This is a genomic window from Akkermansia sp. N21116 (assembly GCF_029854705.2).
In the GTDB taxonomy this organism is placed as follows: Bacteria; Verrucomicrobiota; Verrucomicrobiia; order Verrucomicrobiales; family Akkermansiaceae; genus Akkermansia.
Window position 1 is genome coordinate 1,653,299 of sequence record NZ_CP139035.1, and the last position, 22,418, is coordinate 1,675,716.

Below are 22,418 nucleotides of genomic sequence, written 5' to 3' on the forward strand. Positions count from 1 at the left end.
TTTTCGTCTGTTTCGGTTGGGCGGGAATGTATGACGACTTATTTGCCGAGGACAGCTCTAAGTACCTCCAGGCACTTGGTATTTTCCTGCGGCAAGCCGATGGTGATGCGGATCCATTCCGGTAGGCCGTATCCGTCCTGGGCACGTGTGATGACGCCTTGTCGGAGCATGTCCTGGAAGACCTTGCGACCTTCTCCCACTTTGACGAGGACGAAGTTGCCCTGGCTCGGGATCCATTCCAGCCCCATGTCGGCAAAAGCCTGCTCGTAGCGCTTCATTTCTTTACGGTTATTGTCAACTGTCCTGCGGATATGCTCTTGGTCTTCCAGAGCGACGAGAGCCGCTTCCTGGGCGACGATATGAGCGTTGAAGGGCGTTCTTGTCTTGTGCAGAAGGGAACAGATGGATTGGGGAGCCAGCCCGAAACCGATGCGGAGACCAGCGAGGCCGTATACCTTGGAGAAAGTGCGCAGGACAACGACGTTGCGACCTTCTCGGACATATTTCAACGTGTCTGCGGGAGAGTCGCAGAACTCGTGGTAGGCTTCGTCAAAACAAACGACGACATGATCGGGGACTTTGGCCATGAAATCGTCGATTTCTTGTTGGGTGACGACTGTGCCGATGGGATTGGTCGGATTGGTGATGAAGACGATACGCGTTTTGTCCGTGATTGCATGGAGGAAACCCTGCAGATCGTGGGTCCAATCCGGTTTGTTGGGGACTTCTACATAGGAGGCTCCGAACAATTTGGCCATGATGGGATACATGGAAAAAGCGTGACGGGCGGCAACGACCTCCGTGTCTTTGTTCAAGAAGGCATGGCAGACGAGTTCGATGATTTCGCTGCTGCCGCTGCCGACAGCCGTTTCCTCAAAGCGGACGCCGTAACGGTCGGCGATGGCGGAGCGGAGTCTGAATGCGGCGCCATCGGGGTAGATATGGACTTGCCCGGCAATTTTTCGAATGGCTTCGATAGCCTTCGGAGACGGCCCCAGAGGGTTCTCATTGGAAGCCAGTTTGACGATATCTTCGGGTTTTAGACCCAGTTCGCGGGCTGTTTCTTCGATCGGTTTTCCCGGTTCATACGCCACGAGATCCAGCACTTGCGGATTGGCATATTGTTCGATTCTGCTCATACAGGCAAGAACTCTATGCTTCCTGTGCATCTATCTCAATACTAATGTCCTGAAAATATGGCAGCAACCCAGGCAGGGAAACAGAGATTGTGTAAGGTGGGAGTTTTGCTTTTTATGAGATGCACCAACGCCGCTTCACGAATTTATTCCGTGAAGCGGCGTTGGTAGTTGGAAACAAGTAAAATCAGTGGCCTTGACTTTTATGGCAGAACACTGAGGTTGTACACTTTGCCTTGGAAGGAGGAACCGAGAACCTGCAGAGGCAGGATAAAGGTAGAACGCAGTCCTTTGGTCCGAGGTGCAAAGTTTTCATCCGGATTGCGGAAGCTTTTAAGCACCATGGTGCCGGCAGGCTGGCCGTCAATCAGGAGCTGGGTCTTCTCCGGCTCTCCGATGAGTTCCAGTTTGACTTTTTTCCCGACGGGTAATTTGGCCCCGAAGGAAAATTCCAGGGAATCATCACGTCTGAAACCGATGGTGCCGTCTTTCATGACAGCCAGTAACTCGCCTTCCGGAGCGGATAACAGGACTTGTTCCTTGCCTTGCGGAGCAGAGGCCAGCTCAAGCTCCATGGTAAGGTGGTAATTGGGGCCGAGAGAGGGTCGGGCTAGTTTTTGGGGTAATTTTCCGGGAGTAATGGAGAACGGTTGTGCGTTCTTCCATTTATAGAGTGGATTGGTACGGGGAGCATTTCCGATGGCAGACACAAGTTCCCGATGCTGTTCGAAAGAATCCGGAGTTTTGGCTTTTCCCCACATCTTTTGGCTGAGTACATCAATGGAACCGGAAATCGTGTTCCAGATATCATAGGGGGCATATCCCGAATGCTTCAGATCTGTTTCATCATTCCAGATGGCAAAGGTGGAACCGATAAGCTGAGGGTGGCCGGAGGGCAGTGTTTCATTACCGATGCGATTGGGAATCCAGTTTTCGTAGATTCCCTTGTGGTTTCTGTCCATGCGGTAATAGTTGGCGTAGGGGACGATGTAGAGTGCGCCGTCGTTGGTATTAATAACGTTGTAACCGAGGTTGACTGCTTCCCATGCCTTCATCCATCCCGCACTCCAGAGGTTCATTTGAACGCCCTTGACTACGACGGGCGTCTTGCCGGGTTTGGCGCTGAGGCTTCCCCAGATACGCGGGGTATAACCGCGCTTGAGAGCATGATTGAGCACGAAATCGGCGAAGTGGCGGTAGTCTTCCTTGTCTCCGTAGAATTCGTCTGCTCCTACGTGTACTACATCGCACCCGGCAAACACCGGACGTCCCAGTTTGGGATCTTTCATCAAATACTCGTCAAATACCTTGCCTACAAAATCGAGAGTCTCCGGATTGGCTGCATCCAACATCTCGCAGCGGCGCTTTTCATGGTTCATAGGGCCTTTGTAAATGAGATCCGGACGCACCCGTGTGAAGGAGAGGGCGTGTCCGGGAGTATCGAATTCCGGTACGATATGGACGCCGTGCCGCTTGGCGTAAGCAATCAGCTCTGCGAAATCCTTTTTGGTGTAGAACAGGTCTTTTGCCGTGAGGGGCGTTCCGTCTTTCCCTTTCATATTGGATTCCAGACGAAAGGCGGAGTAGCTTTCCTTGAATGGATCAAGTCCCTTGTCTACGTATTGTTCATGAAAGATGTAGTTGTTGTTGATGACCAGGTGAAGATCGTTCATCTTGTACCAGGACATGGTGCGGATTACTTCCTTGATATAGCTGAGAGGGTAGGGAGTGCGAGCTATATCAAGCATGAATCCGCGTACCTGGTACCGGGGGAAATCCACGGCTTCGCCACAAGGCACGCTTTCAGGATTCTGGCGTAGCATTTGCAGAAGAGTGCGTGTTCCCCAGTACAGACCGGTTATGGAAACCGCTTCAATACGGATACCGTTGGCAGTTACAAAAAGTTTATAGCCTTCCTGGCCGATATTGCTTCCTTTCAACAGGGAAAAAGAAATGTCCGCTTTGGATCCTGGGGAAACGAGCTTGACCTTACGGCCCAGCACGTCTTCCATATCGGCTGCAACAAGTTTCGAAAACTCATTTTCCCGGCAGGCGATGGTGATGGTATCGCCCGGTTTATATTCTCCCTGGCCTCCCTTCCATTGCAAAATCTCCGGAATGACATGGGGTTTGGGGTTGCCCTGTTCGGCTTCGGGGGCCTTGAGTATGATTTCATAGTCTTTGCTGATGGCCTCTTTGCCGTCCTTGGTTACTTTGAAGCTGATATTGACCGGTGTATCTGAAATGACGGGTGATATATCACCCTTGCTGTTAATGATTTGCTCATAGTCAGCTCCCAAAATTTTAATCTGGGCACCGGGAGCTACTGGCATAGGAAATCGCTTTGTTCCGGCTTTGATCTGCGGAATGGAAAGAGTATCTGCAATTTGCTGAACATCCTGTCCCATTAGCGGAGAAACGGCCCATGCGGCAAGCATGATGATGAATATGTTTTTTTTCATTTTTTTGTGTCGTTTCAGAGGAGAGAAAGATCCGTTTTGTTTTTTAATTACGCGATGTTAATGTATTTCTTACATAGAAAGCAACTAAAAGTTCATCCAGTATCCGTTACGGTAGAGGGCTTCCTGGTTGACCGTCGTGTCCGGTATTTCCTCAATGCCGTCAAACGGGTCAGTCCCTTTTTTGTCCTAAGATTGATGATTTAAGCGCACTAAACGATGAATTCTTAATGTAGAAGAGTCTGTCGGAATGCAAGGCATGCCATGTTGTTTTTGGGATCTCCAAGGGAGCAAAACGACTTGCTGTTTTTATTGACCTGTCTCGCTTTTTTTCTATATTGATAATAAGTCATGGTGAATTTCAAATTCCTTATATTAGCCTGTTGCGCTTTGGTTGCCGCTTTCCCTGGGGAGTCAGCTCCGGAGAAGGTAGCTACGTTGGAATCTCAATTTATCGGACGGTGTGCTTCCGTCTGTGCCCGGGCGGATGCAGACCATGTACGCAAACTGCAGGCTCTTCAGGAGAAGTATGTAGCTCTTGGAATGATGGATCGGGCGGTTAAGATTAAGGAACTGCTTGATAAACGGACGGCAGATCCTATCAATCCCGTTTATTGGAATGTGGCTGCCGGTCCCGGCTTTTTCGGCGGAGACTGGGTGGAGCATCATAATAACCGCTTACATAGGCTCGGCTCTGACCGGATGCATTATGATTATTGGGCATGGTCTTCCGATGTGCGTCCGGATTTTGGGCTGGATCCTTTCTTGTCGGTGGGCGATATTCTGGTCTCTGAAAAGGGATCGTGTGTTTGGATCAGGTTTGAAACGGATCGCTCGGTCATGTTCGGGAATGATCGGATTACCCGCTTGAATCGCAAAGCGGGTTCGGTGTCTCCCGAGGCGATGCTGGGAGATATGGCTGATATAGACGGTTTGCTGTCATCCCACTATTCCATTTGCACCCGTCTGTGCGCTCCATTGGCCTCCAAATTCACTCAGTTATTGCAAAAGATGCAGAAGGAACTTGCGGTCCGGGGGGATATCGACGGAGCTATGGAACTTTCCCGGTATATGGAGAATTTGCCGAAGACGAATCGATATATGGCTTATGTCCCGGCTCTTTCCGATGCGGAAAGGTTTCGTAAAACTTTCCCAGGTGTATGGAGGGAAACAACCAGCGATTGGTATTACAAACTGGATAACAGGGGAAATATGGTGGCACATACCAAGGACGGAAAGACGCAATTGACGTTGACTTTGGATGGCGTATCTCCCCATGGCAACGTGTTTCGGGTTCGGTCGAACCTGTATGAACCTGTCCGTTATATTGCCCGTGTAGGGAACAAGATGTATATGTTCGAGCCTAACAATACCTTCTGGCAGAGAATTGCCATGTATTCCGCTTCCTGATTACCGATTGTGTTCATTGGATAATGAAATCGACATCATGAAATCCTTCCTGTTTCTTTTCATGTTCCTGTTTTGCTTTTGTTGTGCCTCCCGAGGCGCTGAAGGGGATGTCCCTTCGTCCGCTTCTCGGTTGTCGGAATCGTTCAATCGGGAATATGATGAAGTGGGAGCCAGGATTACTGCCGATTATCGGGCGAAACTCCAGGCTTTGCTTCAGAAGTGCATAGCGATGTCGGATATCGACTTGGCTCGCCAGATCAAGGATGAATTGGAGAATACCGCAAAGGATCCCCATTTTTTGATGAAGGCTTCAGCGTGTGCTTTTACAGGGCGATGGAACGAAGAGCGGCTGAATATCAAACACTGGGTGAATGCGGAGGGAACTCATTACCAGATTCGAGGGAACGGACAGAAAATGACGACGAACGAGTCTGTGGATACCGCCAAATCATCGTCTGAAATTCTCGTTTTTACGGGAAATTATCGCCGGGTGTGGCTGTTGTACGGGGATCAGTCCGTCGCTCAATTTTGCGGGAATAGCTTTTCCACTCTACAACGGATTGAAGATGAAAATGAAAGACAGAAATCCAGAGGAATGGAAGAAACCAGTCCGTTGACCTCTCTTCGTTGCGAATATGTGGGAAAGTACAACCGCCAGTGTGTTCCCTTGCAGGAAAAATACATTCAAGATCTGTTACAGATACAGGAAAAAGAGTCGCAGGCGGGCCATGGCGATCAAGCCTTGAAGCTTCATACATATATTGAATCGCTGAAAAAGGCTTGGGGCATTCGTTTCGAAGGGGCAGGGAAGCCCGGTTTCTCGTGGCCGGACAAACGTTTGCTTGGTACGTGGAAAGAAAAGAGTGGTTGGTCCTATCAATTTGACAATAAAGGGAACCTGGTGGTCAAAAATGCCCAGGACAAGTATGTCAGAGCATATGCCTACCAAAAATCAAGTCCTGCCGGGGACTTGCATTTTTTCCAGCACCGGGTAATGGGAACGCTCATTGCCGGGGTTGCGGATGGCAATGTGCACATGTTTACTCCCGGTGCGTCTGGCTGGCATGCAACGGCAACGAAATGTTTGGATTAAAATGAGTAGGATGGAATGTTTTTTTTGAAATATGTTGTGAAAAAATTCATATTTCTTGAATAAGTTTTTATCCGTTCTGTTCCTATGAAATCCGTATGTTGCATTGTTTCAGTTATTTATTTTGTATTCGGGAACAGTTCCGTGTCCTGGGCAGACATGTCTCCTTCTGTGGAAAAGATGACCTCTTCCTATATTGCTCAGTGCAATGATTTGAGTGCTCCCGTTGTGGCGGAGTATAGGAAGAAGTTGCAAGACTTGATGATCAAGAGCATAGAATCGTCCGATTTTACCACGGGGAAACGTGCAAAGATCGCCTTAGCGGAACTGGACAAGAATCCCGGTTTGTTGCTGGAGTCGGATTCTTTTGGTGTATCTGGTTGGTGGCTAGAGGTTAATAGGGATATCTTTCATAAGTTGGTCTCTGGAGGTGTTCACTACCAGATTAAAGGCAAGGGGAACGCGATGCAATCCGGTGACGTTGTTGATACGGATTCTTCCCTGGGGGATGTCATTGTGTTCAAGAGTTCGTGCAACCGTGTTTGGGTGAGGTATGATCAGGGGAAAATGTGCCAGTTCACCAAATGGTCCCTCAGTCGCATGGAAAAGACAAAATCCGGGACACAGGACGTATTGTGGGCATTGCGTTCAGAGTTCAGTGCCCGCTGTGCCCGGATTTGTACTCCTCTCTCCGTGAAGTACATTCAGTCTTTGCACAAGGCGAGAAAGCAGGAAATAAGTCGCGGCAATCTTGATGCCGCCCTGGCAATCCATAGAAGAATCGAGAAGGAGAAAGATAAAGTGCTGTCCAGTACGGCGGCATCCGCAAGGGAAAAATGGCCGGATTCACGGCTTGCCGGTCTCTGGAAGGAAGCCGACAGTGGGTGTTCATATAGGATTGACTCCTCCAGAACGATTTCCTTGTACAATGAAAATGGGGAAACGCTCAAAGAGTTTTCCTACGTGAAGTCTTCCGAACATGGCAATGTCCATACCTTTCTCCATTCGTCGGGGGAAGTCCGTATTTTTGCCATTGCGGGAGATTGTCTGTATGTGTTTATCCCCGCTTCCGGGTGGCGTACGACTGCGACGAAGGTACCGTAACGGTATGCGGACTGATGCGTTGGGATGTGGAGGAAGAATACTAAGATCTTGACGTTATTTTTTAATGATATATTAGAAAGATAAGGATTTTTAGAAGATGAAACCGGTTATTTTTACTATTGTTGTAGGAGCTCTCTTTGGGGGGTGGACAGTATCAGCCCAGGAGGCCGAAGTCCCGCCTGCTACATCAAAGCTTGTTTCTTCGTTTAATTCCAAGTGCAGCGAACTTTGTGGCCCTGTGATTGCCGAATATAAAAAACAGTTGCAGGGATTGCTGCAGAAGTACGTGGCTCTTTCCGACTTCGATATGTGTAAGAGTCTGAAGGCAGAACTGGAAATCATGAATACGACTCCCGACTCGTTGTGGAAGTCGACGGGCTCTTCTCTCGTGATCCCGGGGCAGTGGCTTGAAAAGGCAACGAAGCTGGTACACGCCCTTAATGCCGATGGTTCTCATTTGCAGGCCAAGCTTCATGAAACTTTGAGCCCCAGTGGAGATTCAATCAATACGGAGCTTTCGGAAGGTGATATTCTGGTGTTTCGTAGCGAGATCAATCGTTTGTGGTTTAGATATGAGCCTGATAAAATCTGTCAGTTTTCCAAGTGGGGAAAGACGGATCTTGTAGCAGAAGCCCCCGCAGGACCGGGTGGGAAAGAACTGGATCAATTGAAGTCTGAATATGCAGGGAAATGCGCCCGGCTATGCATGCCTCTCTATCGGAAATATCTTGCGGCTCTGGAGCAGCAAAAGAAGCAGGCGGTCGCCCGCGGCGATTTGGATGGAGCCATTGCAATCAACAATCTGATCAACGAAACCAGGGAGACGCTTGAGAGGGGGAATGCCGCTTCAGCGTCCAAATGGCCGGATCCCAGATTCATGGGCTCCTGGAAAGAGATAAACGGTGGTTCGTGGCTCAAAGTTGATAGCTCCCGGGGGGCGAATTATTCCAATAAGGATTTAAGCTATGTGAGATCTTCCGAGCGGGGCAATATCCATTCATTCCGTACATCTAATGGAGAGATCCATGCATTAGCCCTGATTGGAAAGGAACTGCACATGTTTTGTCCCGGTTCCGGATGGCATATCTCTTTTGTAAAAGACGAACAGGGAAAGAAAAAGTAAGACCGATTCCGTCCGACAAACAGGACAAAACGGAACCGGGATGAGGAATGGAGGATCTGGTGTAGAAGCGCTTCAGGCTTTTTCCGCGACGAGATCGTAGGCGACTGCGTCGATGATGCGGACGTCGGCGAATTGACCGACGGGAAGGTCTTCCGGGACGGATACGGAGCCGTCGATGTCCGGAGCATCCCATGCCGTACGTGCGACACCGGGGGCTTCGACAAGAACGCGGATGGTTTTGCCGATTTGTTCCTGACCGATTTCGTCGGCGATGCGAGCGAGGAGTTCCGAGGCTTCGTTGGCCCGTCGCGTTTTGGTGCGGTGGTGTACTTGGTTAGGCATTTTGTATGCCTTGGTGCCTTCTTCGCGGGAGTAAGTGAAGATGCCGGCACGTTCGAATCGGAATTCTTCGATGAAATCCATAAGTTCCCGATGGTCGTCCTCCGTTTCACCGGGGAAACCGGTGATAAAGGTGGTCCGGATGGCCATGCCGGGGACACCGGAACGCATTCTGCGGAGGAGATCTCGGATGTAGTCTCCATTGGTTTGGCGTTGCATGGAGGAGAGCATGTTGTCCGAGATGTGCTGGAGGGGAATATCCACATAGCGGGCGACTTTCGGGCATTCCGAGATGGTGCGGATGAGTTCGTCGCTCCAGTGGGCGGGGTGGGTATAGAGGATGCGGATCCAGAAGTCGCCGGGGATGGCATTGAGTTCGCGGATCAGGGTGGAGAGGGATTCTCCCTTGGTGGAGTCGACTCCGCTGCGGGGAGTGGGACGGTTGCCGTCCTGCCAGCGGTCCATGCCGTAGTAAGTGGAGTCCTGGGCGATGAGGTTGATCTCTTTGACTCCGGCTTCGACGAGCATGCGTGCTTCCCGGATGATGCTTTCCTGGGATCGGCTGCGATGTCTGCCCCGGATTTGGGGAATGACGCAGAAGGTGCAGGTGTGATTGCAGCCTTCGGCGATTTTGATGTAGGCGCTATGCCGGGGTGTCAGACGAAAGCGTGGGGTGTCGTAGTCCGGGATGTAGGTGGATTTGTCGGAGACGAGATTGCGATCTCCAAGTGTGCCAGTCATGATGCTGGTGATGACGTCCGGAAGGGCCGTGATCTGATCCAGGCCGATGAATGCGTCTACTTCTGGCAGGAGATCGGGCAGTTCCTTGGAAAAGCGCTGGGCGAGACATCCTGCAACAACCAGTTTTTGTTCCTTGGGGTATTCGCCTCGTTCCTTGGCCTGGGCGACTCCGAGGATAGTGTCGATGGATTCCTTTTTGGCTTTATCGATGAACGAACAGGTGTTGACGACGACGACATCTGCCAGATCCGGATCGGGCGTCATGGTCATTCCGGCCTTTTGGAGGTGGCCGATCATGATTTCGGAGTCGTTGAGATTCTTGGCGCATCCAAGGGAGATGAATCCTACGGTAACTGGCATGGCTGTAGTGTGTGAGGGATGGAGAGGTGTAATTTTATTGTTCAGGCTGGTTGCCTGCTTCTTGTTGGGGCGCGGGGATATCGGCCGCTTCGACGATGAGGTCGAATGCGCGTTTTTCAATGACGCGAACAGGGGTACCCTTGATGAGTAGTCCTTGTCGAGAGCAAACCTCGTAAATTTCTCCATGAATGAGGGCTTTACCGTTCGGTTTCAGTTCCGTAACCGTTTCTCCGAGAGAACCGATGGTAGCTCCGGTAGCGGAGACGCCGACTGCGGCACCTGCGTCCTGGCCTCCGCTGACGGAGTTGTTGGACAGGGAGCGGAAGAGAGGGGAATCCGGCAGGAAACGCATGAGCAACATGATGAGTACCATGCCTCCCGCCATGCCGACAGCAAGCTTGGTCAAAGGAAGAAGGGAAACGCTGGCGATGGATTCCACGGAGAAATCTCCTGACCGCAACAGGGAATTGATGTCAGCCAGGCTGATCATGCCGCTGAACAGGGCGGCGATGATTAACAAGACGCCCAGCAGTCCGCTAACGAAGGTTCCGGGAACCAGAAAAATTTCAACGAGCAACAGGATGCATCCGACGACGAACAATGCCGCCGTTTCATAACCTGCCAGGTTGCCGGCGATGTGATTGCCGAAAAAGAAGAGGGCAAATGCCAGGGCGGCAATGGCTCCGGCGATTCCGAATCCCGGAGTTTTCATTTCGATATAGGCGGCCCCCATCCCTATCAGGATGAGGAAGGGGGAAGCCCAGGCGATCCACAAGGCAATGCGTTCGAATCCGGTTGGCGTAGCTGTAACGACTGGGGCTGTTATGTGTTCCCTCTCCAGCAGTTCCTTGACATTGTTGACGATACCTTTGGCCAGCAACGGTTTGCCGTCGGAACCGGGAGAAACTGCTTCTTTGCCTGTCAGGGTAAGGAGTTCTCCTTTGGCCAGTTTGACGGGGCCGAAGGTTTCGTCTTTGGATGCAGGGATCATCATGGCCCGGATGAGTTCCGAATTATGATTTTTTTCTTCCACGACGGAACGGGTGAAGGCGGAAAAGGCACTTTCTACCTTTTTGCGCATCATCGGGTCCATTTCTTCACCAGTGGAATTGACGATACCTGCGGCGCCGATGGAAGATACGGGGGCCATATAGATGGAATCGCAGGCGGACGCAACAAGGGCACCGGCGGACATGGCCTTGGTGTTGACGAAGGCGAAGGTTGGAACTTTCATGGGATAGAGGCCTTTCATCATCAGTTCGCTGGTTTCCCAGGCGAGGCCTCCGGGAGTGTTGAGTTCAAAGACGATAGCCGCAGCCTGTTCGTCGTTGGCCCGTTTCAGGGTACGGTTCATGAAGCCGAAGCTCTGAGTATTGGCCAAGGTTTCTTCACCGATGGGAATGACGACGACTTTCCCGGTGTAGTAAATCTTGTTGTCATTGTCTTGCTCGGTTGCCCCGGCTTTCGGAATCATGCCGAACATGGCAATCAGCATGAAAATGATAAAGTTCCAATATCGCATGGTGTCTGACGTTACCACAAGGACTTCCCATTGGCAATGCCAGTTGGCTTCATCCTGTCGTGTTTGTTGTTGATGACGCTTGTAACTTTGCCGGAATGTGTCTGTTTTATCCGTATTTTAACGTATCTGCTTGTGAAAGGTTGCCGTTTTCTTATCGTATCTTGACAAGATCATGAGAAAAATCATCCAATTCATTCTGTTAGCCGGCTCCTTGCTCCCGTGTCTTGCCGCATTGCCTTCCGTTGGGAATACCTCTTTCAAACCGGGGCAGCTTTGGTACGACGACAAAGGGGTTGCCATTAATGGTCATGGGGCCGGTTTTTGCAAAGTGGGGAAGACGTATTACTGGTTTGGCGAGCACAAGGTGGAAGGCGATGCCGGTAATTATGCCCAAGTAGGGGTGCATTGCTACTCATCCAGGGATTTGTATAACTGGAAGGATGAAGGGATTGCCCTGGCTGTCGAGGAATCCCCGGATAGCCCTATTGCCAAAGGGTGTATTTTGGAACGTCCCAAGGTGATCTACAATAAAAAGACCGGCAAGTATGTGATGTGGTTCCATCTGGAACGCAAAGGCCATGGGTATGGCGATGCCATGAGCGGGGTTGCCGTCAGTGACAAAGTGACCGGTCCGTACAAATTTCTTCACGCCCTGCGTGCGAATCCGGGCAAATGGCCTCTGAATATGCCCGAGAAGGAGAAGACCATGGAAAATGCGCCGAAGGCTCCTTCTCTGAATTCGAGCAATTATCCGGATGGCATGAATGAATATGCCATGTTCAAACGGGATTTTGAAAAGGGGCAGATGGCCCGCGACATGACCCTGTTTGTCGATACGGATGGAAAAGGGTACCACATTTTCTCCTCCGAGGAAAACGGGACGATGCATATTGCCGAACTATCCGATGACTTTACGACGCATTCCGGGAAGTTCGTCCGCGTGTTTCCGGGGCGTTTTATGGAGGCTCCCGCCATTTGCAAAAAGGACGGATTCTATTACCTGATAGCCTCCGGTTGTACGGGCTGGGCGCCCAATACGGCACGTTCCGCCTATGCGAAAAATATTCTGGGCCCGTGGACAGAGTTGAAGAACCCTTGTGTAGGTCCCAATTCCCATACGACTTTCGGAGGACAAAGCACGTTTATTCTTCCGGTTCCTGTTCGCGGGAAAATGGAGTATGTGTTCATTGCCGACCAGTGGCGTCCGGCCAATGCTATCGATGGTCGTTATGTATGGCTGCCGATTCAGTGGGACGGCCACCAGATGAAGATCGAGTGGAAGGACGAGTGGAGCCTGGATAAGCCGAAATCCTGATAGATAGGAGTTCTCCTGACGTTTTCTCTCTGTTTGATAAGCCCGGTATCTTGATGATACCGGGTTTTGTCATGTTGTGCGTCAGGGTTTCAACGTCGGATAGCGGTAAATTGTTTCAGAGGTAGGCGGAGAAAGCCATAATGGTCTTTTTCCTCTGGAACTGATTAAGGAGGGATCAAACATGAAAAACGCATGGATGACAGTAGCCGCAGTGGCGGGATTGGTGTTATGGAGCTCCTGCTCCTCGGTGGGAACGGACGGGGACAATGGCTTGGCGGTGACCTCTCCGGGGGAACCTGCCTACCATGGCAGGAACTACAGGGATAATGCTCTGATGGCCGATGCTTCCGGCAAAGCATTGAAGATGCACGTTTCGATCGACAACCAGAAGGGTACCCTGTTCGTCGACGGAAAAAAGGCGCTTGTCTTTCCCCTGAGTACGGGTATTCCCGGTCACTCCACCCCGAAGGGGAACTTCAAAATCTATGGCAAGGAACTCGTTCATTATTCATCCCTTTACGGCAGCATTTACAACGATGACGGCAAGCAGGTCGTCCGGTATGCGGACAGGAGGAAGAACAGCGTACCGGCCGGGGCCAAATTTTCCGGAGCTCCCATGCCGTACACAATGTGGTTCAGCGGCTCCTGTGCTCTTCATGAAGGAGAAGTGCCGGATCCTCCCATGCTGGCGTCACACGGGTGTATCCACTTGCCGCAGGAAGTTGCCAGAGAACTGTATGAGCTGTGTCCGGTCGGGATGACCGTGACCGTCTCCAATTAATCCTGCTTTATTCCATGGGGAATCTCATGCCCCAGGAAGCCCGGATTGCATCCATGAGGCACATCATGCGGAGGGTTTCCTCGTGGGGCATATCGGGGCATTCCGTCCGTCCATCTCGGATGGCCTGTGCGCAAGCCTCTACCTGGTACTCATAACCGCTGATTTGGGGAGGGACGTCGTAATGGGCGGAGAGTTCGCGCTTGAGGTTGTAAACGTTAATTCCTTCGCAGTTGTTGATGTTGGTCACGGAGATATAGCCTTTGTCTCCGAAGATGTAGCCGTGGCGGTCCGTCATGGCCAGCATGTTGCTGTGGAGGCAGGCCATGCGTCCGTCTTCGTAGCAGAGGGTGATGCTGTTGGAAGCATCGACTCCACGATCGGTCATGATGGCGGAACTGATGGTCTCCCGAATGTCGTGGCCGAAAAACATGGCGGCGAAGTTGAGCGGGTAAATACCCAGATCAAGCAAGGCACCTCCGGCCAGGGCCGGATCTTGCAGCCGTCCGACATGTCCAAGGGAATAGCCTAGGTTGGCCGACAACGAGGTTGCCGTGCCGATGGCTCCGCCGGCAAGGATCTCGTCGATTATGCGGCGGGAAGGCATGTAGCGCGTCCAGATGGCTTCAGCAAGGAGTAATCCCCGGGCACGGGCCAGAGCAATGATGCGTTCGGCTTCGGTTGCATTGACAGTGAATGCTTTTTCACATAGGACGTGCTTGCCGTGGCTAAGGCAGAGCTCGGCGTTTTCTGCGTGCTGGGAGTGGGGGGTAGCAATGTATACCAGCTCGATGTCCGGATCTTTCATCATGGATTCATAGGAACCGTAGGAACGGGCTATACCGTGGGCGTGCGCGAATTCCCGGGCTTTATCCGGAGTTCGCGAAGCGATGGCGACGCATTCGGCTCCCTCCATCCGGGAGAGAGTATGAGCCATGGTAGAAGCGATGGAACCGGCTCCGAGGATGCCGATTTTTAACGGGGATGTCGTGTTCATGGTCATGAAATTGTTGTGATGGGAAAACGGAAATATGGACGTCAGTGGAAAACCGGGCTTTTGCGTTTCCATTTACCGTCGCCGACAGAGAGTACCTGAATGTGGACTTTTTCCAGCCCGGCATGTCGGAATCCCAGTTTTTTGGCGGCAGCGGAACTCAGGTCGATTACTCTGCCTTTAACGAAGGGCCCCCGGTCGTTGACCCGTACCTTGACGGATTTCCCGGTACGGAGCGATGTGACCCGAACTTCGCAGGGAAGGGGCAGGTACGGGTGTGCTGCATGCAGGTGCCAGGGACGAACATCTTCTCCGATGGAGGTTTCTCCGGAACTGAACCCCCAAAAACCGGATTCGTCGTAGTGGGAAGCGATTCCCGTTTGAGAAAAATACAAGGCACGTTCGACGCTCATCGGTACATATTTTTTACCGCGGATCGTGTAGGGACGAGTCATATAGCCCGGATAGTCTTCCGATTTGGGGGACGACGAACACGAGGGGAGAAAAATGCCCAGCAGGGCTGCGATGCTGACCATGCGCCATTCTTTCATGCCATTATCGTATAAGACGGTTGTGGAATTTGCACAATGCAAAAAGAACATCCGTTATAGGTTCGTCCATCTTCCTGTTTGACACGCAGGGTGAAGTCCTGCACTTTATGGGCGTCATTACCATTTTTTCCAGTTTGTTATCGCATGATGCCGGTTGCCTTTGTCCCTCACGATTTTTTTTGCCGTTATTCACCGATGGATATATTCGGTTCGCCCGAGCCTTTCGAGGTTGATTTGGGGTGTGGCGATGGCGGTTTCCTTTTGCAGATGGCGGCCCATTTCCCCGAACGCCGTTTTTTGGGGATCGAACGTTTGCTGGGGCGTGTGCGGGGTGTTTGTACTCAGGCGGAAAAGGAGGAATTGCAGAATGTGCGCGTTCTGCGCATCGAGAGCTCCTATTTTCTGGAGTGGTTTCTGGAACCCGGCTCCATTTCGCGTTTGCACTACCTTTGTCCGGATCCCTGGCCGAAAACGCGTCACCACAAAAACCGTCTTATTCAGGATAGCCTGATGCCCGTTCTTCACACCGCCTTGGCTAATGAAGGGGAATTCCTCTTCAAGACTGATCATGAGGAATACTATGAATGGGTGCTCGACCATATTGAGCGTAGCGGTCTTTTCAGCAGCCTCTCCTGGGAAGAAGATGCTTTCTTCTATCCCAAAACGGACTTTCAACTCCACTGGGAAGGTATGGGAAAGACGATTTACCGAGCTCGATTCGTGAAGAAAGTGTAAGCGTCAGCATTGTTTTAGGGCGTATTTATAGAAAATTTTTGTCCAGATAAAGATTCCAGTAATACTTGCAGCAAACGTGATCAATAAGAGAAAGATCTGGATAAATGCAATTGTTTTTTTCTTGCAGGAATGACAGTTGAACAATCCTGCCGGTCAAATAAAAGAATAACATAAAAATCAGTGCAATGGCCGAACTTGCTTTTGCACTTGCAATCCATGGATGGATTATGTCGATCCGGCGCTCTGCCAAATAGAGCAGAAATATTGCCGGGATGATGAATCCCCCCCCAGAAGAGGTAAAAGGGGAGCATGCGTTGAAAGTTGGAATACATGGCATGGTTGGTTATTTGTTGGAAAGGTGAGGACATATATCGAAACTGGCTTTGCCGGTTTGCGTTTGTCCCATACGTCACATGCCGGAGAGCTATCTATCTTGAAGAATGTCTGAATAATCAAAATATTCAATGAGGAATTATCTTCTTGTTCATCAAATGGGGGGAGCGAGGGGTGGGGAAGTATTCAGGCAAGTCATGATATCGGCTTGACGGGGCGTTTGTTCGGGAGCACGGTTCCCGGTAACTTCGAATGGATTATTACCCTTTGTAGATCGTCATGAATTCTCCTCTTTCCCGATTTGGACTGACTTCCGAAGAACGCGTCCTGCGTGCAGTTGATTCCATCCGCCGTGGCAGCGGGGTTCTTCTTGTCGATGACGAAGATCGCGAGAACGAGGGAGACTTGATTTTTGCCGCCGATAGCATGACTGTACCGCAGATGGCGCAAATGATTCGCCATTGCAGCGGCATCGTCTGCCTGTGCTTGACGGAAGGAAAAGCGGATGAACTGGGGCTGCCTCTTATGGTTTCCAACAATACGAGCCGCTATGGTACTGCCTTCACCATTAGCATTGAAGCTGCCGAAGGCGTGACGACTGGAGTCTCGGCTTCCGACCGTATCGCGACCATTCGTGCGGCTGTCGCTCCCGGCGCTTGTCCGGAAGACTTGTCGCATCCCGGTCATATTTTCCCCCTTCGCGCTCGCTCCGGCGGTGTCCTGACCCGTCCCGGACATACGGAGGGTACTGTCGATTTAGCTCGTCTGGCTGGTCGTTCTCCGTCTGGTGTCTTGTGCGAATTGACTAACGAGGACGGTTCTATGTCCCGCCTCCCCGAAGTCGTCGCGTTCGCCGAAGCGCACGGATACCCTGTCGTTGCCATTGCCGATCTGGCCGATTACCTTCGTAATCATTCCGGCGAATAATCCGGAAGGTCAATCTTTCTTCATCCCTTCCGCAGAACAATTTTACGAAGAGTATTGAAAAAAGGATCGTAGAAGAAGCGTGAATGGAATTCCTGCTTCGACGTTTCTAGGGATTCGATTTTCTTGATTGGGGAAAACCGATTTTCCTGTTTGACTTTATTTGACGATGAACCATATTTATCCCAAGTCCCAAAAGTGAAAATGCATTGATGATCGTAAAAAAATTGTGATGAGAACGATGCTTTTTGTATTTTTTGAATTGGTAGATAGCTTTTTATTGATTAAAAGCTTATCGCCTTTTGTCCAATATGAAGGGGAATTGCTTTATTTTAGAATATCCGGTATTCCCATCCTCCTGTTGACTGTTGGGATATGGTGGTGCCAGGACTTTTTAGGATTCAATTTATGTTTGCTGATCAGTGTGTTTTCTGCTTTATGGTTGTTTGTGACTCTTTGCCTTAGAGAGGTGTGGTCGGATCGTCACAGTAAGTCGGAACGCTGATTGTTCCGATCAGTTCATCTGAAAATGGAAAGGCGATTGGAAAAACTGGTGTACCGGAGATGGGACGGGAACATGTTTAGCTGTGTAATATTTTTCAATTAAGTTGTTTGTGAGATATGCTAAATGAGGTTTCTTGACTCCCGGAGAGTTCATGCGGAATGATGGATCAAGGTTGATTACCTGTTTGATCCCCCCATTTATACCTATTCCGATGAAAACCGTATTTCTGAGTTTTGCCGATTCCCGCATGTACAAGGCAGTCCAGCGTCTGCGTATCCAGGCTGAAGGCATGCGTTTTTTTGATAAGATCCATGTTTGTAATGAGCATGATTTGGATGATTCTTTTCGTTCTTCCTACGGGGAGAGAATGTATCTTGGAAGCAGAGGATTTGGCTATTGGGTATGGAAGCCTTACTTGATCCGTCGCGTGTTTGACGAGCTGATGCCCGGAGACTTGCTATTCTATTGCGATGCGGGATGCCACTGGAACCCAGCCGGAAGATGGCGACTGGAATTTTATGCAGAACGTCTTCGTGAGGCAACCTGTGGAGTCATGGGGTTCCAGCTTGAGGTGATTCATCCCGAATTCCGTTGGACAAAGGGTGATTTGCTGGATTACTTTGCGGTACGGGAAGACAGGAATCTTCTTCTTTCCCCCCAGATATGTTCGACACATGCTTTTTTCTGCAAAAACAAGTTGTCATCCGATTTTCTGCATCAATGGCAATTGCCCTATCAACTTGATTTTTCCTTGGTGGATGATACTCCTTCTCGTTCACCCAATTTTCCGGGATTTGTCGAACACCGGCATGATCAAAGTATTTTTTCTATTCTTTGCAAGCGAATGGGCGCGGAAATCCTTTCCGGGCAGGAAACGTATTCTTCTCGTTGGGAAGATCTGATGTTCTACCCCATTCACGACAGGCGTTCCTGCTGGAGATGATCTTCGGGACAATGGATTGTTAGGCCTACTTATTCCCGTGTTTCCGCTTATATGGGGGATCAATTCCACCAGATATTGGGATAGAACCATAAAAAGCGCTCTTACTGGAAGAATGCTTCAGATAAAATTTGGCGGACAGGGTGGGATTCGAACCCACGGTGCGGTTTCCCGCACGCCGGTTTTCAAGACCGGAGCCATAAACCACTCGACCACCTGTCCGTGTGAGGAGGATTCTGCATATTTTGTCATTAAGGGCAAGAGTATCGTTCGACATTTTCCCAGTATTCCTGAGTGGAATACTCATGCAGGTGAGGATATGAAACAAGTCGTGCCCGTCTACAGATGAAGTAGGCCGGGCACGGGATAAGTGGATGCGGAATGGCGTTTATTTACTTTGCGGCTGGTCGTTGAGGTTGAGGACTCCCAGGACGGACATGGCCGAGTTTTTATCTGAACCGTTGGAGGAGGGTAGATAGATTTTGGCGTTGTTGAGCATGTTGTCGTACATTTTTGCCCTCAGCATGTTGGGGCCCATGGCTTTTTCCTTGAGAGCAAGGCCTTCGGCTTCTGCCTTGGCTTCGAGTATGGTACCTTTGGCCTTGGCTTCTGCTTTGAGAAGGGAGACTTCTGCTTCGGCTTTCCCTTGGGCTATGCGTCCCTGGGCTTCCTGTTTGGCTATTTCGTATTTGAGAGTTCCTTCGGCTTCGCCTTTAGCTTTTTGGATGGCGATGTCTTTTTGGGCGATTTCCAGTTCGATGGCTTTACGTTCGTTTTCCTGTGTGGCTTTGACTTTGTTGACGACGGCTTCGATGATGGGGGTCGGAGGGTTGGTCTCACCAACGGCAACGGAGTCGACGACGAACGGGGTTTGTTCCAGGCGCCTTCTGACCTGGGTGAGGACATCGTCGGATATTTTCTGGAGGTTGCTGGAGGCGTCGAGTGCGGGGTATTTGCTTAATTCTGTACGAACGGCGGTGCGGAAGGGTTGCTGGATGAAGTTTTTGTATGCAAACCCCATGATTTCATCGGCGTCTTCATCGTCGTTTTTCCCGCTGGTTTGAGCGATGCCGCCGTATTGTTCCATGAATTCCTTAATTTTTTTAGGATTGAGGCGGAAGACCATGGATGCCTGGCAGGAGATGGGAAGTTTGTCTTTGCCAAGGATTGCGGTGTTGTCTTTGGTGGAGAAGTGCTCGATGGTTGTTTCCGGGGTGATGGAAACTTTGCTGACGGCGCGGCGCCAGGTGAAACCGGTGGAGGCGGGGCCGATGAGGACTCCTTGGAATTCGTTGCTGCCGATGATGGGTTTGGTGTAAACGTATCCGGCAAATCCAGAGAGGACGCGATGGTTTCCCATGTTGTTGTACAGGAAGATTCCGGTACCAAAGATGATTGCAAGGGTTGCAAGGGTGCCGAATTTTATGCTAAGCAGGGAAGATTGTTGTGCCATTGAAGTAGGGGGGGTGTTTTCCAGTATAGCCGTATTTTGGATGAATTGGCAATACGTAAATAGGGGCTGGGGAGCGGGCCCAATTTGGCTTTCGACCTCTCTTCTCTGTTCTCTGTCAGATGGATGAGACCCCTATTTTGAGGTTTTATCCTGGGATTTGTCGCAGGGTACGAGGAGTTCTTCTTTGCTGAAGGTGCGGAAGGCGATTCCTTCTGCAAGGTCTTTCTTACCGGCTTCGTAAAGGATGCCGATTTGTCCTGTGTTCAGGATGATGAGGTTGGAGTATCCGGATGGACCTTCGTAAACGGTTTTGGCGTAGGGCCAGGATTCACCGCCGTTGGTGGAGGTGCGGATGGTTATGTTTTTTCTGGCGCGTGGTGTGGCGGCAGGGTTGGAAAAGTAGAGGGTGTTCTCTGTGTTGTAGTCGCGGGCGATGGAGCCTTGGCAGACGGGACAGGGCAGGGCGAGCTCAAGTTTCAGAGGGGTCCAGGTGGCTCCTCCGTCGTGGCTGGTTCTGATGCCGCGCATGCCTTTCCCATGGGTTTGCATGCGCATGTTTTGCACAAGTACGTCGGTCGCTGTTTCTGCAATCTGGCTTTCGTTTGATCCGATGCCGGCTGTTTCGCCGATGTTCCAGGTATCTCCGGCGTCGTCGGAGTAGATGCAGTGGGCCTTGTATTGCCTGTCTGCATCGCTGTGATTGGCCGGGATGACGAGGCGTCCTTTGTGGCGACCTTCTCTGATTTGAATGCCGGAGCAGGGACCGGTGGCGTACCAGCGCCAGTCGTGCTTTTTGGTTTGGGCGGTGATGTTGCGCCGTTTGCTCCATGTGAGCCCATCGTCGTCTGAGTGCTGAATGTACACTTCACGCGTGGCTTTGCCATCCATGATGGCGTATTCGCTGGCGTTTGAACCACAGGATATCAGGAATATTCTACCGGTGGCACTGTCGACGACAGGGGCAGGGTTGCCACATTGGTTGTCGCCGTCGTCCTGGACGATGATGAGATCGCTCCATGTTTTCCCTCCGTCTGTAGAACGGCTGGCTACGATATCGAGGTTGCCGTGGTCTGCTGTGCTGTTGACGCGGCCTTCAGCGAAGGCGATCAGGGTGCCTCGGGGGCTTTGGACGATGGCGGGGATACGATAACATTTGTATCCGCCTTCCCCCGATTTAAAGATGTAGGGGATGGAAGTCAGAGCTGAAATCCCCTCCGAGCCGTTCTCTTGGCAGAAGGCAGAATTGGCTTGCAGGGAGTAACATGCCAAAGCGCCCAGTAAGGACAAGGTGTATATTTTCCTATTGGTAAACATTGCTTTACGACAGGGAGGGGATGTTTGGGAGTCATGTACAAAATGCCTCTTTCACGATTGATTGCAAGAATCCCTTGCCATTTCCGTAAAAAGACCACTTGTTGTGTTTTCGCAGGTTATAAATAACTGATAATAACGTGTTATTTCTGGAGGACAAAAATAAAAAAACCAATTACGAACAGCCCATGTTATTGTGGTTCATGGATGATTGAAGCACCTTGGCAAAAATCGGGAATGATATATGTGCTGTGAAGTGGTTTTCCTTCACGCAGGATTCTCAGCATGCGGATGAGGCGGCGTACTGTTTTACGGATGTTGGATTTGTAATGAGCGATGGGAGGCAGGATGTGTTCCAGAACGGGGTTGTAACTGAGACTGATGATGCTGATTTTGTCCGGAATGGGGAGTGAATGCGCTGCTGCCCAGGACATGAGGGTGATGGCATGCTGGCTTCTGAGAACAACAAATGAGGTGATATCCGGGTGGGCGTCGAATGTGTTGTTCAGAAGATTGAAAAATTGATCCGTTTGGTCTGGAATGGGAATGAAGAGCGGGTTCCATTTTTCACCTTGGAATTCAAGGAAAGCTTTTTTCATTAATTGGTTGCCTTTGAGAGGAGAGTCCGGAATGCAAAGGACGGATGTATGGTGCCCACGGCTCCATAGGTGGGTAGCCGCATGCCGTGCTGTGGCTTCCCAGTGAGTATCGATGAAGGGGAGGCAAGCCGATGTGTGGCTACTACCCCGGACGAGACATGGGATGGCGCGTTGTTTGAACCAAAGCTGGGTTTCTTCAGAAGTCTGGTAAAGGATCCAGCATATGTGAGGGGAGGCGTGGACGAGTCGGTCCAATTTGGGACCGGGTTTTTTCCCCATGGCCCAGGGGATTTCGTAAACCCGGAGCTGTAGATTGTCGTACTCGAGAACTTTTTCTATTTCATAGAGTTCAACGAGTACTTGCTGAGGCATTCTGTCGATTGGTATCGGAGTGATCAGGCCGATGATCTCGGAAGGTTGTTCTTGTAGTGGAGCTTGTACATCGTGATCCGGTGTGTAGCGGGTAATGATACGAGGCCTGTTGTGCTGCGGCGGGGCAATCCAGCCATTTTCTTCCAAGTTGGAGAGAGCTTTTCTGATAGTTTCCCGGCCTACGGAGAGTATGTTGGACAATTCTCTTTCGGAGGGGAGGGCATGGTTCCATCTTTTTCCGATAATCATGTCCCTGATATGATTGGCAATTGTTTCCGTCTGGATGGGGGAAGGCTTCCGAGGCATGATGGGAAAGTACTCTTT

Annotated in this window: 18 protein-coding genes and 1 tRNA gene; 9 read left to right on the forward strand and 10 right to left on the reverse strand. The window is 50.7% G+C overall.

Annotated elements, in window-relative coordinates; genetic code table 11:
* Positions 1 to 38: 38 nt before the first annotated feature.
* Both hisC and QET93_RS06380 read right to left on the reverse strand, forming a co-directional pair.
* The gene (hisC, locus tag QET93_RS06375) at positions 39 to 1,139 is read right to left on the reverse strand and encodes a histidinol-phosphate transaminase (RefSeq protein ID WP_280131797.1); all 1,101 of its coding nucleotides are present in this window, start codon (positions 1,137 to 1,139) and stop codon (positions 39 to 41) included.
* Positions 1,140 to 1,339: 200 nt separating this feature from the next.
* A complete protein-coding gene (locus QET93_RS06380) occupies positions 1,340 to 3,598 on the reverse strand; it encodes a family 20 glycosylhydrolase (RefSeq protein WP_280131798.1) in 2,259 nt (752 codons plus the stop codon).
* Positions 3,599 to 4,033: 435 nt separating this feature from the next.
* On the opposite strand from QET93_RS06380, the gene QET93_RS06385 reads away from it, so the two are divergent.
* The 4 genes from QET93_RS06385 to QET93_RS06400 all read left to right on the forward strand — a co-directional run bounded on the left by QET93_RS06385 (position 4,034) and on the right by QET93_RS06400 (position 8,322).
* Complete coding sequence (locus QET93_RS06385; protein ID WP_322190150.1) at positions 4,034 to 5,005, forward strand: hypothetical protein; 972 nt, start codon at positions 4,034 to 4,036, stop codon at positions 5,003 to 5,005.
* Positions 5,006 to 5,042: 37 nt separating this feature from the next.
* On the forward strand, positions 5,043 to 6,098 hold the full coding sequence (locus QET93_RS06390) for a hypothetical protein (protein WP_280131800.1): 1,056 nt from the start codon (positions 5,043 to 5,045) through the stop codon (positions 6,096 to 6,098).
* A gap of 141 nt (positions 6,099 to 6,239) precedes the next feature.
* Positions 6,240 to 7,199: a hypothetical protein gene (locus QET93_RS06395; protein WP_280131801.1), complete on the forward strand. Its 960-nt coding sequence runs from the start codon at positions 6,240 to 6,242 to the stop codon at positions 7,197 to 7,199.
* 97 nt (positions 7,200 to 7,296) lie between these two features.
* Positions 7,297 to 8,322 carry a hypothetical protein gene (locus QET93_RS06400; protein WP_280131802.1) on the forward strand — a complete coding sequence of 342 codons (1,026 nt, stop codon included), beginning with the start codon at positions 7,297 to 7,299 and terminating at the stop codon, positions 8,320 to 8,322.
* Positions 8,323 to 8,394: 72 nt separating this feature from the next.
* Here the strand turns inward: QET93_RS06400 and rimO are convergent, their stop codons facing one another.
* Together rimO and QET93_RS06410 are read right to left on the reverse strand one after the other, a co-directional pair.
* Complete coding sequence (gene rimO / locus QET93_RS06405; protein ID WP_280131803.1) at positions 8,395 to 9,762, reverse strand: 30S ribosomal protein S12 methylthiotransferase RimO; 1,368 nt, start codon at positions 9,760 to 9,762, stop codon at positions 8,395 to 8,397.
* 34 nt (positions 9,763 to 9,796) lie between these two features.
* Positions 9,797 to 11,302, reverse strand: coding sequence for an NfeD family protein (locus tag QET93_RS06410; protein ID WP_322190151.1), 1,506 nt, complete (start codon positions 11,300 to 11,302; stop codon positions 9,797 to 9,799).
* A 154-nt stretch (positions 11,303 to 11,456) separates the two neighbouring features.
* On the opposite strand from QET93_RS06410, the gene QET93_RS06415 reads away from it, so the two are divergent.
* Entirely contained in the window at positions 11,457 to 12,599 is a 1,143-nt protein-coding gene (locus QET93_RS06415) for a glycoside hydrolase family 43 protein (RefSeq protein WP_280125240.1), read from the forward strand.
* Between the two features lie 181 nt (positions 12,600 to 12,780).
* Positions 12,781 to 13,380, forward strand: coding sequence for a L,D-transpeptidase family protein (locus QET93_RS06420; protein WP_280131804.1), 600 nt, complete (start codon positions 12,781 to 12,783; stop codon positions 13,378 to 13,380).
* 7 nt (positions 13,381 to 13,387) lie between these two features.
* On the opposite strand, the gene QET93_RS06425 is transcribed toward QET93_RS06420, so the two are convergent.
* Positions 13,388 to 14,374 (reverse strand): Gfo/Idh/MocA family oxidoreductase, encoded by a 987-nt coding sequence (locus tag QET93_RS06425; RefSeq protein WP_280131805.1) that lies wholly within the window; start codon positions 14,372 to 14,374, stop codon positions 13,388 to 13,390.
* Between the two features lie 41 nt (positions 14,375 to 14,415).
* Positions 14,416 to 14,922, reverse strand: coding sequence for a septal ring lytic transglycosylase RlpA family protein (locus QET93_RS06430; RefSeq protein WP_280131806.1), 507 nt, complete (start codon positions 14,920 to 14,922; stop codon positions 14,416 to 14,418).
* Positions 14,923 to 15,066: 144 nt separating this feature from the next.
* Here QET93_RS06430 and trmB point away from each other — a divergent pair, with 144 nt between their 5' ends.
* The 3 genes from trmB to QET93_RS06445 all read left to right on the forward strand — a co-directional run bounded on the left by trmB (position 15,067) and on the right by QET93_RS06445 (position 18,362).
* A complete protein-coding gene (gene trmB / locus QET93_RS06435; RefSeq protein ID WP_322190152.1) occupies positions 15,067 to 15,657 on the forward strand; it encodes a tRNA (guanosine(46)-N7)-methyltransferase TrmB in 591 nt (196 codons plus the stop codon).
* 612 nt (positions 15,658 to 16,269) lie between these two features.
* On the forward strand, positions 16,270 to 16,917 hold the full coding sequence (gene ribB, locus QET93_RS06440; RefSeq protein WP_280131809.1) for a 3,4-dihydroxy-2-butanone-4-phosphate synthase: 648 nt from the start codon (positions 16,270 to 16,272) through the stop codon (positions 16,915 to 16,917).
* A gap of 713 nt (positions 16,918 to 17,630) precedes the next feature.
* Positions 17,631 to 18,362: a hypothetical protein gene (locus QET93_RS06445; protein ID WP_280131810.1), complete on the forward strand. Its 732-nt coding sequence runs from the start codon at positions 17,631 to 17,633 to the stop codon at positions 18,360 to 18,362.
* Between the two features lie 129 nt (positions 18,363 to 18,491).
* On the opposite strand, the gene QET93_RS06450 is transcribed toward QET93_RS06445, so the two are convergent.
* From QET93_RS06450 to QET93_RS06465, 4 genes are all read right to left on the reverse strand, one after another.
* Positions 18,492 to 18,581: transfer RNA gene (locus QET93_RS06450), tRNA-Ser, on the reverse strand.
* Between the two features lie 166 nt (positions 18,582 to 18,747).
* Positions 18,748 to 19,812 carry an SPFH domain-containing protein gene (locus tag QET93_RS06455; protein ID WP_280131811.1) on the reverse strand — a complete coding sequence of 355 codons (1,065 nt, stop codon included), beginning with the start codon at positions 19,810 to 19,812 and terminating at the stop codon, positions 18,748 to 18,750.
* A gap of 132 nt (positions 19,813 to 19,944) precedes the next feature.
* Positions 19,945 to 21,099, reverse strand: coding sequence for a sialidase family protein (locus QET93_RS06460; protein WP_322190153.1), 1,155 nt, complete (start codon positions 21,097 to 21,099; stop codon positions 19,945 to 19,947).
* Positions 21,100 to 21,314: 215 nt separating this feature from the next.
* A complete protein-coding gene (locus QET93_RS06465) occupies positions 21,315 to 22,400 on the reverse strand; it encodes a substrate-binding domain-containing protein (RefSeq protein ID WP_280131813.1) in 1,086 nt (361 codons plus the stop codon).
* Between the last annotated feature and the right edge of the window lie 18 nt (positions 22,401 to 22,418).